15 protein-coding genes are annotated in these 15,336 nt (G+C 61.2%); all 15 read right to left on the bottom strand.

Translation table 11 applies throughout. The annotated features are described in order from the left end of the window. Positions 1-6: 6 nt before the first annotated feature. Complete coding sequence (locus CLU91_RS18920; RefSeq protein WP_100875370.1) at positions 7-2,406, bottom strand: 3-hydroxyacyl-CoA dehydrogenase/enoyl-CoA hydratase family protein; 2,400 nt, start codon at positions 2,404-2,406, stop codon at positions 7-9. A 14-nt stretch (positions 2,407-2,420) separates the two neighbouring features. Continuing rightward, positions 2,421-4,211 (bottom strand): acyl-CoA dehydrogenase C-terminal domain-containing protein, encoded by a 1,791-nt coding sequence (locus CLU91_RS18915; protein ID WP_100875369.1) that lies wholly within the window; start codon positions 4,209-4,211, stop codon positions 2,421-2,423. An 80-nt stretch (positions 4,212-4,291) separates the two neighbouring features. Continuing rightward, positions 4,292-4,894: a TetR/AcrR family transcriptional regulator gene (locus tag CLU91_RS18910; protein WP_100875368.1), complete on the bottom strand. Its 603-nt coding sequence runs from the start codon at positions 4,892-4,894 to the stop codon at positions 4,292-4,294. Positions 4,895-5,152: 258 nt separating this feature from the next. Further along, positions 5,153-5,542 (bottom strand): RNA-binding S4 domain-containing protein, encoded by a 390-nt coding sequence (locus CLU91_RS18905; protein ID WP_100875367.1) that lies wholly within the window; start codon positions 5,540-5,542, stop codon positions 5,153-5,155. Next, entirely contained in the window at positions 5,539-6,702 is a 1,164-nt protein-coding gene (gene clsB / locus CLU91_RS18900) for a cardiolipin synthase ClsB (protein WP_100875366.1), read from the bottom strand. The genes CLU91_RS18905 and clsB overlap by 4 nt, the downstream gene beginning before the upstream one ends. 9 nt (positions 6,703-6,711) lie before the next feature. Further along, positions 6,712-7,533 (bottom strand): endonuclease/exonuclease/phosphatase family protein, encoded by an 822-nt coding sequence (locus tag CLU91_RS18895; RefSeq protein ID WP_100875365.1) that lies wholly within the window; start codon positions 7,531-7,533, stop codon positions 6,712-6,714. A gap of 73 nt (positions 7,534-7,606) precedes the next feature. Then, positions 7,607-7,900: a hypothetical protein gene (locus CLU91_RS18890; RefSeq protein ID WP_072457749.1), complete on the bottom strand. Its 294-nt coding sequence runs from the start codon at positions 7,898-7,900 to the stop codon at positions 7,607-7,609. Positions 7,901-7,919: 19 nt separating this feature from the next. Beyond that, positions 7,920-8,384: a dihydroneopterin triphosphate diphosphatase gene (gene nudB, locus CLU91_RS18885; RefSeq protein ID WP_100875364.1), complete on the bottom strand. Its 465-nt coding sequence runs from the start codon at positions 8,382-8,384 to the stop codon at positions 7,920-7,922. Between the two features lie 84 nt (positions 8,385-8,468). Continuing rightward, positions 8,469-10,265: an aspartate--tRNA ligase gene (aspS, locus tag CLU91_RS18880; RefSeq protein WP_099401335.1), complete on the bottom strand. Its 1,797-nt coding sequence runs from the start codon at positions 10,263-10,265 to the stop codon at positions 8,469-8,471. A 69-nt stretch (positions 10,266-10,334) separates the two neighbouring features. Then, positions 10,335-10,988 (bottom strand): DUF502 domain-containing protein, encoded by a 654-nt coding sequence (locus CLU91_RS18875; protein ID WP_100875363.1) that lies wholly within the window; start codon positions 10,986-10,988, stop codon positions 10,335-10,337. A 39-nt stretch (positions 10,989-11,027) separates the two neighbouring features. Next, positions 11,028-11,330, bottom strand: coding sequence for an FmdB family zinc ribbon protein (locus CLU91_RS18870; protein ID WP_100875362.1), 303 nt, complete (start codon positions 11,328-11,330; stop codon positions 11,028-11,030). Between the two features lie 79 nt (positions 11,331-11,409). Continuing rightward, on the bottom strand, positions 11,410-12,012 hold the full coding sequence (locus CLU91_RS18865; RefSeq protein WP_100875361.1) for a methyltransferase: 603 nt from the start codon (positions 12,010-12,012) through the stop codon (positions 11,410-11,412). 18 nt (positions 12,013-12,030) lie between these two features. Further along, a complete protein-coding gene (ubiB, locus tag CLU91_RS18860; protein ID WP_100875360.1) occupies positions 12,031-13,602 on the bottom strand; it encodes a ubiquinone biosynthesis regulatory protein kinase UbiB in 1,572 nt (523 codons plus the stop codon). Further along, positions 13,599-14,237, bottom strand: a complete 639-nt coding sequence (locus CLU91_RS18855) for a ubiquinone biosynthesis accessory factor UbiJ (RefSeq protein WP_232730939.1) — start codon at positions 14,235-14,237, stop codon at positions 13,599-13,601. The genes ubiB and CLU91_RS18855 overlap by 4 nt, the downstream gene beginning before the upstream one ends. Positions 14,238-14,383: 146 nt before the next feature. Next, entirely contained in the window at positions 14,384-15,325 is a 942-nt protein-coding gene (locus tag CLU91_RS18850) for a Tim44 domain-containing protein (RefSeq protein ID WP_100875358.1), read from the bottom strand. Positions 15,326-15,336 lie beyond the last annotated feature (11 nt).

Below are 15,336 nucleotides of genomic sequence, written 5' to 3'. Positions count from 1 at the left end.
TTGTGCTTAGTTGCGTACCGGCTTACCGGTCTGCATCATGCCCATGATCCGTTCCTGGGTTTTCGGATGGTTCAACAGCTCCAGGAATGCCTTGCGTTCCATATCCAGCAGCCACTGTTCGCTGACGAAGCTGCCCTGGTCCACGTCACCGCCCGATACGATCTCGGCGATCATCTCGCCCAGCTTGAAATCGTGCGCCGAAATGAAGCCGCCGTCGCGCATGTTGACCAGCTGCGCCTTGATGGTGCCCCAGCCGTAACGGCCCGTGACCTGGATCAGCGAAGGGAGCGCTGGACGGAAGCCCGCGTCGAACATGGCGCGCGCTTCGACCTTGGCCACGTGCAGCAGCTCGTAGGCGTTGAACACGATGACGTCGTCTTCCTTCAGGTAGCCCATTTTTTTCGCTTCCAGCGCCGATTTCGACACGTTGGCGGTGGCTGCGTTGGTGAAGCCCGTTTTCAGGAATTGCAGGATATCGTTACCCTTGGCTTCCTTGTAGGCGCGCTGCGCCGCTTCCTTCAAGCCGCCGCCGGCAGGAATCAGGCCCACGCCCACTTCCACGAGGCCGATGTAGGACTCGATCGAAGCCACGCGCTTCGATGCATGCAGCGCCAGTTCGCAACCGCCGCCCAGTGCCAGGCCCGCGACCGCGGCGATCACCGGCACGTTCGCGTATTTCAGCGACATGAAGGTGTTCTGCAGTTCGGCGATGATCGGATCGACGGCTTTCACGCCGCCTTGCATGAAGGCCGGCAAGGCCGATTGCAGGTCGGCGCCAGCCGAAAACGCGCCGCCTTCGGCGGCGTCGGCGTGCCAGATCACCAGGCCCTTGAAGTTCTTCTCGGCTTCTGCCAAGGCCAGTTTCAGGCCATTGATCACGCCTTCGCCAATCACGTGCATCTTGGTCTTGAACGAGATGATCAACACATCGTCGCCCGTATGCCAGACGCGCACGGATTCGTCTTCAAACACGGTGGTGCCGGCGGTCTTGCCGTCGATGGCGCCGCTGCCCAGGACTGGCGCGCGGAACGGCTGGCGGTCATACACGGACAGGGTCGAGCGTGGCACGAAGCTGTTCGACACGGCGGAGTAGGAACCTTCGGGCGTGTGCACGCCGCCTTTTTCAGCGACCGGACCTTCGAAGACCCAGGCTGGCAGCGGCGCATTGCACAGCGCGTGGCCGGCGTCGATGTCTTCCTTGACCCAGTTGGCCACTTGCAGCCAGTTCGATGCCTGCCACGTTTCAAACGGGCCGACGTTCCAGCCGAAGCCCCAGCGCATGGCGAAGTCGATGTCGCGCGCATTGTCGGCCACGGTGTCGAGATGGATGGCGATGTAGTGGAAAGCGTCGCGGAAGATCGCCCACAGGAACTGGCCTTGCGGGTTCGTCGATTCGCGCAGCGCCTTCATCTTCTTGACCGGATCCTTTTCTTTCAGGATGCGGGCGATGATGTCGGCTGCCTTGGCGCCGCCAGCGACGTATTCACCGGTGGCGAAATCGAGGCGTTGAATCTCCTTGCCGACCTTCTTGTAGAAGCCCGCGCCGCTCTTCTGGCCCAGCGCGCCTTTTTCCACCAGCTGCGCCAGCACGGCCGGCGTCTTGTAGACGGCAGCGAAGGGGTCGTTCGGCAGGTAATCCTGCATGGTCTTGATCACATGGCCCATGGTGTCCAGGCCGACCACGTCCGCCGTGCGGAAGGTGCCCGACTTGGCGCGGCCCAGCTTGGCGCCCGTCAGGTCATCGACGACGTCCACGGACAGACCGAATTTCTCAGCTTCGTGCACGATGGCCAGGATGCCGAACACGCCAACGCGGTTGGCGATGAAGTTCGGCGTATCCTTGGCGCGCACGACGCCCTTGCCCAGGGTGGTGGTCAGGAAGCCTTCCAGCTGGTCGGCGATTTCCGGGCGGGTGAACTCGGTCGGGATGATCTCGACCAGGTGCATATAGCGTGGCGGGTTAAAGAAGTGCACGCCGCAGTAGCGCGATTTCAGGTCGGCGTCGAAGCCTTCGGCCAGCTTGGTGATCGACAGGCCCGAGGTGTTCGAGGCGAAGATCGCGTTCGGGCCGATGTGCGGTGCGACCTTCTGGTACAGGTCGTGTTTCCAGTCCATGCGCTCGGCGATGGCTTCGATGATCAGGTCGCAACCGGCCAGCAGGTCCAGGTTGTCTTCGTAGTTGGCCACCTGGATCAGCGCGGCGTCATCCTTGTTGCCCAGCGGCGCAGGCGACAGCTTTTTCAGGTTCTCGATGGCGCGCAGCACGATGCCATTCTTTGGTCCTTCCTTGGCTGGCAGGTCGAACAGCACGACCGGCACTTTCGCGTTGATGCAATGGGCGGCGATCTGCGCGCCCATCACGCCGGCGCCGAGGACGGCTACTTTTTTAACGATGAAATTGGTCATATTTTCCTCAAGTCTTAGAACAGGTCTGCGTCGAGTGCCATCAGGTTGGCCGAACCGGAACGCGCCTGACGGATCAGGGTTGCCGTTTCAGGCTGCAAGCGGGCGAAGTAGAAACGTGCGGTAGCCAGTTTGGCGGTGTAGAAGGTGTCGCCGCTGGACTCTTTTTCGAGGGCGATCTTGGCCATCTGCGCGAACAGGTAGCTGTAGATCATGTGGCCGACGACACGCAGGTATGGCACGCATGCCGCGCCCACTTCGTCAGGGTTCTGGAAAGCTTTCATGCCGATTTCCATGGTCAGCTTGGTGACTTTGTCGCCCAGGTCTCCCAGTGGGGTGACGAATTCGCTCATCGCTTCATCGGTGCCGTTGTCTTCGACAAAGGCCTTGATCTTCTCGCCGAACTTGCGCAGCTTGGCGCCGTTGTCGCCGAGGATCTTGCGGCCCAGCAGGTCCAGCGACTGGATCGTGTTCGTGCCTTCGTAGATCATGTTGATGCGCGCGTCGCGCACATACTGCTCCATGCCCCATTCCGAAATGTAGCCGTGGCCGCCGAACACTTGCATCGCGTCCGAGGTGGCGATCCAGGCGTTGTCGGTGATGAAGGCCTTGATGACAGGGGTCAGCAGCGCCACTTCGTCAGCCGCTTCCTTGCGCACGTCGGCGTCAGGGTGGTGCAGTTCGCGGTCGATCTGCAGCGCCACGTAGGAAGTGAAAGCGCGCGCGCCTTCGGCGTAGGCTTTGCCCGTCAACAGCATGCGGCGCACGTCAGGGTGCACGATGATGCGGTCGGCCGGCAGTTCCGGGTTCTTGATGCCGGACAGCGAACGCATTTGCGTGCGGTCCTTGGCGTAGATCAGCGCGTTCTGGTAAGCGATTTCCGTCAGGCCCAGCGACTGCATGCCCACGCCCAGGCGGGCCGCGTTCATGAAGACGAACATGGCGTTGAGGCCCTTGTTTGGCTGGCCGATGATCCAGCCTTTCGCGCCGTCCAGGTTCATCTGGCAGGTCGAATTGCCGTGGATGCCCATTTTTTCTTCGATGGCGCCGCAGGTGATCGGGTTGCGCTCGCCGACCGTGCCGTCCGCGTTCGGCAGGAATTTCGGCACCAGGAACAGCGAGATGCCTTTCGAGCCTTCCGGCGCATCCGGCACGCGGGCCAGCACCAGGTGCAGGATGTTTTCCGCCATGTCGTGCTCGCCGGCCGAGATGAAGATCTTGTTGCCGGTGATGGTCCAGGAACCGTCCGCCTCAGGCAGCGCTTTCGAGCGCAGCAGGCCCAGGTCGGTGCCGCAGTGCGGTTCGGTCAGGCACATGGTGCCCGTCCATTCGCCCGATACCAGCTTCGGCAGATACACTTCCTTCTGGTGGTCGGTGCCGTGTTCCTTCAGGCACTCGTAGGCGCCGTGCGACAGGCCAGGGTACATGGACCAGGCCTGGTTCGACGAGTTCAGCATTTCATAGAACGAGTTGTTCAGCACAACAGGCAAGCCCTGGCCGCCGTATTGCGGATCGCAAGCCAGTGCCGCCCAGCCGCCTTCGACGTACTGCTTGTAGGCTTCTTTAAAGCCTTTCGGCGTGGTCACGTTTTTCGTGACGGGGTCGTGGTGGCAGCCTTCGCGGTCGCCCGAGTGGTTCAGCGGGAACAACACTTCGGAAGTGAACTTGCCGCCCTCTTCCAGTACCTGGTTGATGATATCGGCGTCGACGTCGGCGTACGACGGCATTTGCTTCAGTTCTTCTTCCACTTGCAGGAACTCATGCAGAACGAATTGCATATCCCGGATTGGCGCGACGTATTGACCCATAATTTTTCTCCTGAAGGCGTTTAGCTAAAGTGTTGTACTTGTGAACTGCGTGTGCGTTGCTGCGGATACTGCCTGACGGCTTATTTGCTTGTGACGGAATTCTGGTACGACGCCAGCAGGCGGATAAAGCCCGCTTGCGCCCGTTCGATGCTGCCTGGCACGCGCAGGAAGCGCGCATCGTGATGCAGGGCCAGGATCAGGCCATACATCTCGTACACCAGCTGCTGGGCGTCCGTGTCCGCTTTCAGATCGCCCGTGGCGATCGATTGCTCGACACTGCGCAGCAGCGCGCCTTGCCAGGCCCGTACCATGGCCACCAGGGAGTCGCGGATGGGGCCCGGACGGTCGTCATACTCGACGGCGCCGCTGATATAGATGCAGCCGGAAGCGATCTCCACACTGACCCGCTTGACCCAGCGCGCAAACATCGATTGCAGGCGCTGGATGCCGCGTGGCTCTTTCATGCTGGGGAAAAAGACTTCTTGCTCGAAACGATAGTGGTAGAGCTTCAGCACTTCCATCTGCAAGTCTTCGCGCGAGCCAAAGTGGGCAAACACGCCCGACTTGCTCATGTTCATTTTGTCCGCAAGCAGCCCTATGGTCAGGCCTTCCAGGCCGTCGCGGCTGGACAAGTCCAGCGCCACGTCGAGGATGGCTGCACGGGTCAGTTCGCCCTTGCGCATGAATTTGACTGAAGTATTCAAGAGGTCCGTTCTAAAAGTGATGTTGCCGATCTGGCGGACTGAAGCGAGGGTAAAAAAAAGCACGCTCCGAAAAAATCCGAACGCTCGTACTATTATCCACTACCACGTAAAAGTCAAACGGGAACTTTAGAGCCGGTGTTCTATTGGTGCAGCGCAGCATTTTTTGGCCGCGTGTTTGTAGCGATTTCAGGCGGGCAAAAGCGGTGTGCGCCCCTGCCATCTGGGTACAAGCGCGCCTCAGTCGAGGCCGCCTGCCTTGCTCAATTGACGGCGGTCGCGCTTGGTCGGCCGCCCCTTGATGGTGGTGCCCGGCTCGCGGAACAGCTTGCGCTCCTCGGCCAGTTGCTCGCGGCGGGCGATGCTGGCCGGTGTTTCGGCATACAGCAGGCGCGCCACGCTTGCCGCGCCGCGCTTGTCGGACAGGCCCAGCACGGCCACTTCCCACGTTTCCGCGCCATTGTCGATGGCCAGCTCGTCGCCCACGCGCAAGCTGCGCGCCGGTTTCACGCGCTCGCCGCCCACTTTGACTTTACCCGTGTCGACGGCCTCGCTGGCCAGCGAGCGCGTCTTGAAGAAGCGCGCCGCCCACAGCCATTTGTCCAGCCTTACCGTTGTCATCTCGTTCATGCGTACTTGCCTACTGAAAAAATGCGCATCACCAGCCGGTACACGAGGAAGGCGGCTTCGTAGCCGATGCGCCGGACACGGCCGATGTGCTTGAAATCATCCTGGTGAATCACGATGCCGTCGGCCACGCCCTGCTCGATGTGCTGGCGCAGGCTTTGCGCGAAGGCCACGTCCTTGATGACCACGTTCGCTTCCTGGTTCAGGAACAGGCTCAGCGCGTCAATATTGCTCGAACCGACCGTCGCCCAGTCATCGTCGACGACGGCCACCTTGGCGTGCAGCTGCGTCTTGCGGTATTCGACGATTTTCACGCCGGCAGCCAGCAGTTTCGGATAAAACGAGTGCGCCACGGCATCTTGCATGCGAAACTCGCCCACGCCGATCAACAGCACCACGTCGACGCCCCGCTGGGCCGCCTGGGCCAGCGCGTGGCGCAGCTTGTGCCCCGGCGCGAAATACGGGTTGGCCAGCATCACGCTTTTGCGCGCCTGGCCCAGCGCCTGCAGGTAGGCGCGCTGGATGGTGCGGCGGTTGCGCAGGTTGTCGCGCACGACAAAACCGGCCACGACGGGGTTCTTCGCCAGCTCCTTGCTGACCACGCGCATCTTGCGGTACAGCTTGATACGCCGCACCAAATTCATCTTGCCCAACCGCGCCCATTGCGCCTGCACTTCCTCATGGATGGCGTCGACCAGCGGGCCCTTCACCTGCACGGCGAAATCCCAGCGCGGCGCTTCCAGGCTGATGTTGTGGTCATAGTCGCAAAACATGTCGTCATTGATATTGATACCGCCCACCAGGGCAATTTCTCCATCGGCGACGCAAATCTTGCGGTGCGTGCGCGTGATGCCGCGCCGGAACCAGGGATTAAAAATGCGGTGGTGCACGCCGGCCGCTTCCAGCTGCGCATGCATGGCGTTGACCCGGCGGTTGCCCGTGCCGAACCAGTCCGTGATCATGCACACCAGCACGCCGCGCGCGGCGGCACGTTTCAGGGCATCGAGCACCAGGGTGCCCGTGGCGTCGTCGGCAAAGATATACGTTTCGAAATACACTTCCGAACGGGCGCCATCGATGGCCTGGACCAATGCGGGAAAGTAATCGGTGCCGCAATACAGCAGCTTGATGTCGTTGTCGGCGATAAAATTGACTGTGCGCATGCCGGCAGTCTACGCGAGTTTCAAGGCAGCAACGATCGGCGCGTGGTCCGACAGTTTCGCCCACAAGGTGCCATGCATCACTTGCGCGCCTTCCACGTGGAAACCGCGCACATAGATGCGATCCAGACGGAACCATGGCAAAGCGGCGGGAAAGGTGCGCGCCGGCACGGGCACGGGCGTTTTCGTCTGGCGCCGCGCCAGGGTGCGCACCAGGTCGCCCAAGGCCGAGTTCGACGCGCGCTGGTCGAATACCTCGACCACCCCGAGCGCATTGCGCAGCTTGTCGCTGAGCGTGTTGCGCCAGTCGTTGAAGTCGCCCGCGATGATGACGGGCTCGCCATGCGGCGCCGACTCCATGACGGCGTCGATCAGCGCCTGCGTCTGGCGGCCCCGTCCCGATTCGAACAGGCCCAGGTGCACCACATAGCAATGCACGTCGGCCTGCGGCGTCTTGAGCACGCAATGCAGGATGCCGCGCTGTTCATAGGCATGGTCGGACACGTCGTGGTTGGTTTGCGAGGCGATGGGAAACTTGCTCAGCAAGGCGTTGCCATGGTGGCCATGGTCATACACGGCATTCATGCCATACGCGGAATGGTGTTCGGCGCCGGCAAAGAATTCATGCTGCGACGCTTCCGGCCAATGCTTGTGGCCGTTGTTCTCGGCGCCATAGCGGGCCGCATTGCGGTCATGCTTGCCTTGCACTTCCTGCAAAAAGACGACATCGGCATGGAACAGGGCAATCGCCTGCTTCAATGCATGGACCCTGGGCAAGCCTCGCACGGAGGAGACACCCTTGTGTATATTATAAGTTGCTACGCGGATTTTCATGCCTTGATTCTACTCCCAGACGGGCCCCGCGCGGCGCCAACGTAGGTGCGCGTGCGCACCTAAACGCACACAATCACGCCAGCATGCGTCCCACGCCTGCCGTCACGCTGACGAGCAGCGCGGTGATACCGGCCGCCCAGACGATCTTGACCAGCAACGGCGCGCCGCGCCAGGCCACGGTGCGCTTGCCCTTGGCAAAGGCGCCCGGATGCAGCAGCCAGCCGATCGCCATCAGCGGCATGCCGATCGGTGGCGTGCGGCCGGGCACGGTGGAGCTGAACAGCAGGAAGATAAAGCACAGGCAGAAAACGATGCCCAGGGTGCCCAGCAATTTTTGCTGCGCAGTCAAATGTAACCAGTTCAACATGGAGTGCTTTCTAGGGAAATCAGGTGGGACGCGCCAGGCCCGTCATGGCCGGCAATTGCAAAATCGCTTCCGCGTTGGACGACGAGAAACAACGGTCAGCCGCCGCCAGATACGGCAGCCACGCGTATTGCAAGTGTTCGCGGGGACTCAGCGTAATCAGCGTATCGCGCGGCACTTGCACGCTGAACACGTGTTCCGTGTTGCGCGTCACGCCGGGCGCATAGCGGTGGCGCCAGATCGGATAGATCTCGTACACATTCGACAAGTTCCAGTCGCGCAGCACGATGTCGCGCCCATCGGCAACGATGCCGGTTTCCTCGCACAATTCGCGCGCGGCCGTCTGCAGCAGCGGCTCGTCGACGGCATCGATGGAACCCGTCACCGATTGCCAGAAACCGGGCTGGCCCGCGCGTTCGATGAGCAAGACGTCAAGGTCAGCCGTATGAATGACGACCAGCACGGAAACAGGGATTTTATGAGTCATATCAACAATGAAAAAGGCGCCACGACAGCGCCTTTTTTTGCATAGTGGATCAAACAGCGGCCGCCGGGGCAGCCGCATGCTTCATTACACTACTTTTGGCTCGGCGCTGCGCAAACGGATGTGCAGTTCACGCAGTTGCTTCTCGTCCACTTCCGACGGCGCATGCGTCAGCAAGTCTTGCGCACGCTGGGTTTTCGGGAAGGCGATCACGTCGCGGATCGATTCGGAACCCGTCATCATGGTCACGATACGGTCCAGGCCGAATGCCAGGCCGCCATGCGGTGGCGCGCCGTATTGCAGGGCGTCGAGCAGGAAGCCGAACTTCAGCTGCGCTTCTTCGGCATCGATCTTCAGCGCGCGGAACACTTTCGACTGCACTTCTTCGCGGTGGATACGGATCGAACCGCCGCCCAGTTCCCAGCCGTTCAAGACCATGTCGTAGGCCTTGGCGATGCAGGCACCAGGATCGCTTTCCAGCATGTCTTCATGGCCGTCTTTTGGCGCCGTGAATGGATGGTGGGTTGCCGTCCAGCGGTCCGCTTCTTCGTCGTGCTCGAACATCGGGAAGTCGACCACCCACAATGGCTTCCACACGTCTTCGAACAGGCCGGCTTTCTTGCCGAACTCGCTGTGACCGATTTTCACGCGCAGCGCGCCGATGGCGTCGTTGACGACCTTGGCCTTGTCCGCGCCGAAGAAGATCAGGTCGCCGTCTTGCGCACCCGTCTGCTCGAGGATCGTGGCCAGCACGTCGGCAGGCAGGAACTTGACGATCGGCGACTGCAAGCCTTCAGGACCCTTGGCTTTCTCGTTGACCTTGATGTAAGCGAGGCCCTTGGCGCCGTAGATGGCAACAAATTGCGTGTAGGCATCGATTTCCGAACGGGGCATGCTGCCGCCTTGCGGTACGCGCAGGGCAACCACGCGGCCGCCTTTCATGTTGGCGGCGCCGTTGAAGACCTTGAACTCGACCGATTTCATGACTTCCGTCAAGTCCGTGAAGGCCAGCTTGACGCGCATGTCCGGCTTGTCGGAACCGTACAGGCCCATCGCTTCGGCGAAATCCATCACCGGGAACGGGTTCGGCAGGTCGATGTTCAGGGTGTTCTTGAAGACGACGCGTATCATGTCTTCGAACAGGTCGCGGATTTCCTGTTCCGTCAGGAACGAGGTTTCGCAATCGATCTGCGTGAATTCAGGCTGGCGGTCAGCGCGCAAGTCTTCGTCGCGGAAGCATTTGGTGATCTGGTAGTAACGGTCGAAGTTAGCGACCATCAACAGCTGCTTGAACAACTGTGGCGATTGCGGCAAGGCGAAGAAGCTGCCCGCGTTCACGCGCGACGGCACCAGGTAGTCGCGCGCGCCTTCTGGCGTCGACTTGGTCAGCATCGGCGTTTCGATGTCGATGAAGCCCAGCGCGTCGAGGTACTTGCGCACTTCCATCGTCACCTTGTAGCGCAGGCGCAGGTTGTTTTGCATTTGCGGGCGGCGCAGGTCCAGCACGCGGTGCGTCAGGCGCGTCGTTTCCGACAGGTTGTCGTCGTCCAGCTGGAACGGCACGGGCACGGACGGGTTCAGCACTTCCAGCTCCGAGCAGACCACTTCGATCTTGCCGGACTTCAGGTTGTTGTTGATCGTGCCGTCGATACGGTTGGTCACGACGCCCGTCACGCGCAGGCAGAATTCGTTGCGCACGGCTTCGGCGACCTTGAACATCTCCGCTTGTTCCGGGTTGCAAACGATTTGCACCAGGCCTTCACGGTCGCGCAAGTCGATGAAAATCAGGCTGCCGTGGTCGCGGCGGCGATGTACCCAGCCGCACAGGCTGACGGTTTGTCCCAGCATGGCTTCGGTAACGAGGCCGCAGTATTCAGTACGCATAGACATAAAATTCTCAGTTCAGGTTAGTGAGTGTTCAATCCGGCCACGTCCCACGTGGGACGCCTGCCTTTATTCTTTGGTTGCCGGTACCGGGACCGGGGCCGGTACAGCAACAACTTCCGCAGGCGCCACCACGCCCATCGAGACGATATATTTGAGCGCCGCATCGACGCTCATGTCGAGTTCGACGACATCGCTGCGCTTCATCATCAGGAAAAAGCCCGATGTCGGGTTCGGCGTCGTCGGCACATACACGCTGACAAAGTCGCCCACCAGGTGGTTCGCCGCATCGCCGCCCGGCACGCCCGTCAGGAAAGCGATGGTCCAGGAGTTCTGGTGCGGATACGGCACCAGCACGGCCTTGCGGAAGGCATTGCCCGACGGGGAAAACAAGGTATCGGACACTTGCTTGACGCTCGAATACAGGGAATTGACGATGGGTATGCGTTGCAGCAATTTTTCCCACAGTTTCACCACGTAATTGCCGACCAGGTTATTCGTCAGCAAGCCCGTGAAGAACACGATCAGTACCGTCAATACCGTGCCCAGGCCGGGAATGGTACTGAGCGCGGGCACCTGGCGGCCGAACCAGACGCTGGGCAGCTTACTGCCGGGCACCAGCAACAGCGACTGATCCATCGTGCTGATGACCAGATTCAAGACCCAGGCCGTAATGGCCAGGGGCACCAAAATCAGTAGTCCGGTAATAAAGTATTTACGCATCGGTTTCTCGGTAATGGAACGTATCGGCGCGGCGCGCTCTCAGTCCGCTTTCGGCGCAGCGGCAGCCGGTGCGGACGCAGGCGCAGGCGTGCTGTCGGCGGCTGGGGCGGGCTTGGCGCCATCAGCCGGGCCCGTCGGGATGGCCGTGGTGGGCGCCGTGCCGCCGCGGAAATCGGTCGCGTACCAGCCGGTGCCCTTCAATTGGAAACCGGCGGCCGTCAATTGTTTCTTGAAACTGGGTTTGCCGCACGACAGGCACACCGTCAGTACTGGATCGGAGATCTTTTGCAAGACGTCCTTGGCAAAACCACACTCGTCACAACGGTAAGCATAAATCGGCATCTCTACTCCGAGAAAATCATCAAAAACCCTGAATTATAAAGCTTTTCCTTTGCTCCCAGCAGAAATTGCCCCGCCCGCCTCAGTCTGCCCGGCGGCGCCAGCGCATCCAGCGTTCCTTGCCGGCAAAGACGGCGATGGAATCATCGACGGCTTCATCGACAAGGCAGTCGAAATGCGGCGCCAGCAATTCCTGTAGTTTCTCACGAGAAATACCAAATGGCGGTCCCTTGGCATTGTCGTCAAAGAAAAAGTAGCCGGCCAGCATGGCACCGGGCGCCAGCAGCTGCGCCCAGCGGGCCGCCACTTGCGGCCACATGGCGCGCGGCATGGCGCACAGAAACGCCCGTTCATAGATCAGGTCCAGCGGCGCCTCGGGCTGCCAGGCAAAGAAATCCGCCTCCACCACCCGCCCTGCCCGCTCGCCCAGCTGGGCGCGCGCGGCGGCCACGGCGGCCGGCGAAAAGTCGATGGCCGTGGCATCCCAGCCGTGATCGAGCATGAAAACCAGTTCATACGCGGAACCGCAGCCGGGAATCAGGCAGCGCAGCGGCGCCGGACTGCCGGCAACGAAGCTGCGCAGCCGCGACGGCACGCCGCCGTGGTCCCAGGGTGTAAATTGCTTCTCGAAACGCTCGTCCCAGAAGGCGGGCGAGAGCGGATCGCGGGTATTGAAGTCAGCCATCACTTACGTCCTCAGCCTTTAAAATGGCAGTTGATGCCAGCGTATGAACACTTGCAAGCCCAGCGCACCAAGGGCGAAAGCGCCCACGAAGTACACGATAAAGCTCAGCAAGCGGTTCGTCTGGCGTTGCTCTGCCAGCAAGGTTTTCATCAGTTCCACATCGTTTTCACGCGGTTCTCCTTGCACCGTCAAGGCCTGGTGCAGCAAGCGCGGCAGTTGCGGGAAGATGTGTGCATAACGGGGCGCCTCGGCGCGCAGGCGCTCCATGAAGCCTTGCGGACCCACCTGGTTGCTCATCCATTTTTCCAGATACGGCTTGGCCGTTTGCCACAGGTCCAGTTCCGGATCGAGCTGGCGGCCCAGGCCTTCGATATTGAGCAGGGTCTTTTGCAGCAGCACCAGCTGCGGCTGCACTTCCACGTTGAAGCGGCGCGAGGTCTGGAACAGCCGCAGCAAGACCTGGCCGAACGAGATATCTTTCAGCGGACGGTCGAAGATCGGTTCGCAACAGGCGCGCACGGCCGCTTCCAGCTCATCGACGCGCGTGTCTTTCGGCGCCCAGCCCGATTCGATATGTGCCTCGGCCACGCGCTTGTAGTCGCGGCGGAAGAAAGCGAGGAAGTTTTGCGACAGATAATCCTTGTCGTAGTCGTTCAACGTTCCCACGATGCCAAAGTCCAGCGCGATGTAGCGGCCGAACGATTCGGGCGCGATCGACACGAGAATATTCCCCGGATGCATATCCGCATGGAAAAAGCCGTCGCGGAATACTTGCGTGAAGAAAATCTCCACGCCATCGCTGGAGAGCTTGCGCAAATCCACGCCGGCCGCCACCAGGCGGTCGATCTGCGACACGGGAATACCCACCATGCGCTCCATGACGATGACGCTGCTGGAGCAATAATCCCAGTGCATTTCCGGCACCAGCAGCAAGTCCGAATTGGCGAAGTTGCGGCGCAGCTGGCTGGCGTTGGCCGCTTCGCGCATCAGGTCCAGCTCGTCGTGCAGATATTTGTCGAACTCGCCCACCACCTCTTTCGGTTTCAAGCGCTTGCTGTCGGCCCACAGGCGGCTGGTCCAGTCGGCCGCGATGTGCATCAGGGCCACGTCTTCGTCGATCAGCTTTTTCATGCCTGGACGCAAGACCTTCACGGCCACTTCACGGCCATCTTTCAAGGTAGCGAAGTGCACCTGGGCAATCGAGGCGGACGCCACCGGCTCGCGCTCGAAGCGGGCAAACAATTGATCCGGGTGCGCACCCAGCGATTTGGTGATTTGCGCGATGGCCAGGTCGGAATCGAAAGGCGGCACCCGGTCTTGCAAGCGCGCCAGTTCTTCGGCGATGTCGAGCGGCATCAGGTCGCGCCGGGTCGACAGCACCTGGCCGAATTTCACGAAAATCGGACCCAGCTCTTCCAGCGCCAGGCGCAGGCGCAAGCCCCGTGGCGACGACAGGTCGCGCCAGAAAATTACGGTGTTGATCAATTTGGCGGTGCGGGGAACTTGCAGACCAGAAATCGCTATTTCATCCAGACCGTACTTGATGGAAACACGGATGATTTTAAACAGGCGCAGAAATTTCAATATCATGTAGACAAATCCGGTGAGGAGGACTGCGGCTGGACGGCAGCGGCCGCCTTTTCCAGCCGGGCAAGGCGCTTGGCCAGGCGTTCGACGTCATCGCGCACGCGCGTCACGCCAGCGGAATACTCTTGCAGGGTAGCAGGACGGATCAGCATCGGCTGTTCGTCAAGAAAATATTCGGCCACGTTTTCCGCCAGCTTTTGCTGGCCCGTGCGCACAAAGGCGGCGGCATCTTTCGCACCGGAAACAAGGCGCGTGGCTAGCATGGGACCGACGACCTTTTCCAGGTCGTGCTCGGCTTCCCAGCGCAAGCCCTTGCTCAATTGCGAAATCGCATTGGCAAACTCGGCATCGCCTTCGATCTTGACGTAGGAAAACGCCCGCTCGCGGTTTTGCAGGATCAGTGGCACATCGGACAATTTTACGCGGATGGTGACGTTGGCCGGCATGTCGGCCGGCGCCGCCTCGAGGATGCCGGCGCTGTCGACGCGCAGGCGCAAGGCCACGGCGCCCGTATCGATGCAGGCCAGCTTGCCGGCGTGCACGGCCAACTGCTGGCGCGCCCACGGCTCTTGCGCCAGCAAGTGGTTAATGGTCGCGATGACGGGCGTCATCAGGGAAAGGTCGGAAAGTGGTGCCATCATGTTGCGCGCTTCGCGCCCCCAAAAAGAAAAACCGCCCGTAAAACTACGCGGGCGGCTTCGATCTTACCAGTTCAGCAGGGAATATCTGTCAAGCATCATGCATTGCGCATGGACTTAAGCCAGTATTCAGCAAGTTTTTGCAATTAATTCAATTGCTGGATGCCTGCCAGGACCCAGCCGCTGTTGCCGCTGACGGGTTTCGACATATTCCACACTTCCGCGAACGGTTCCGCTGCCGCGCCCGGCGCCGAACGGATCAGGCCCGTAAACTTCACGCTGGCCAGGTAATCGTTGACGCTCGTCTCGATACCGAGCAGTTCGGCGTCGATGGTGACCACGTCCGTAAAGTCCGGCTGCGCGCCCCGTTCCTGGATTTGCATGCGCAGTTCCCCATACACTTCCGGCGACGTGAATTCACGGATATCGTTGACGTCGGCCTTGTCCCAGGCCGCTTGCAGGCGAATGAAATTGCTTTTCGCATGGCGCAGGAAGGCTTCCTTGTCGAAGTCGGCAGGCACGCCCCATGGCGCGGCAGCCGGGGCCGGCTTATCCAGGCCGACGCCGGACGAGACGGGCTGCAGTGGCGGCAGCGGTGGAATGCCCGAACCGATGTCCGGCACGTTACCCGCTGGCGCAGGCTGGTTGCCGAAGCCGGCGAATGGCGCATTGCCGCTGGCGTTATTGTCGCGCTTGCCGCGCACCATGCGGTAGATGAAGTAAGCCACGCCAGCCAGCAAGGCCACCATCAGCAGGGTGCTGATCATGCTGGCCAGGGCGCCGCCCAGGCCGAAATGCGACAGCAAGGCGCCCAGGCCCAGACCCAGCAGGGCGCCGCCCAGCAAGCCCTTCCAGCGGCTCGGTGCCTTGGCGGCAGGGGCCGGTGCGGGAGCTGGCGCAGGTTGCGCCTGGCGTGGCGCGGCGGCCGGTGCCGGGGTTGGCGCCGGTGCGGGTGCCTGGCGGCCCACGTTTTGCGACTGGCGGCCAAACGAACGGCCACCGCCCATGGGACGGGCCAGCGCCTCGCCCAGCATGGATACCGTGGTCGCGGCCAGCATCATGCCGACCATAAATTTCTTCAATTTCATTCCATCTCCTA

Source organism: Janthinobacterium sp. 64 (genome assembly GCF_002813325.1).
Lineage (GTDB): Bacteria > Pseudomonadota > Gammaproteobacteria > Burkholderiales > Burkholderiaceae_D > Janthinobacterium.
The sequence above is the reverse complement of the archived record's forward strand: the minus strand, read 5'-3'. Positions and strand labels throughout refer to the sequence as shown.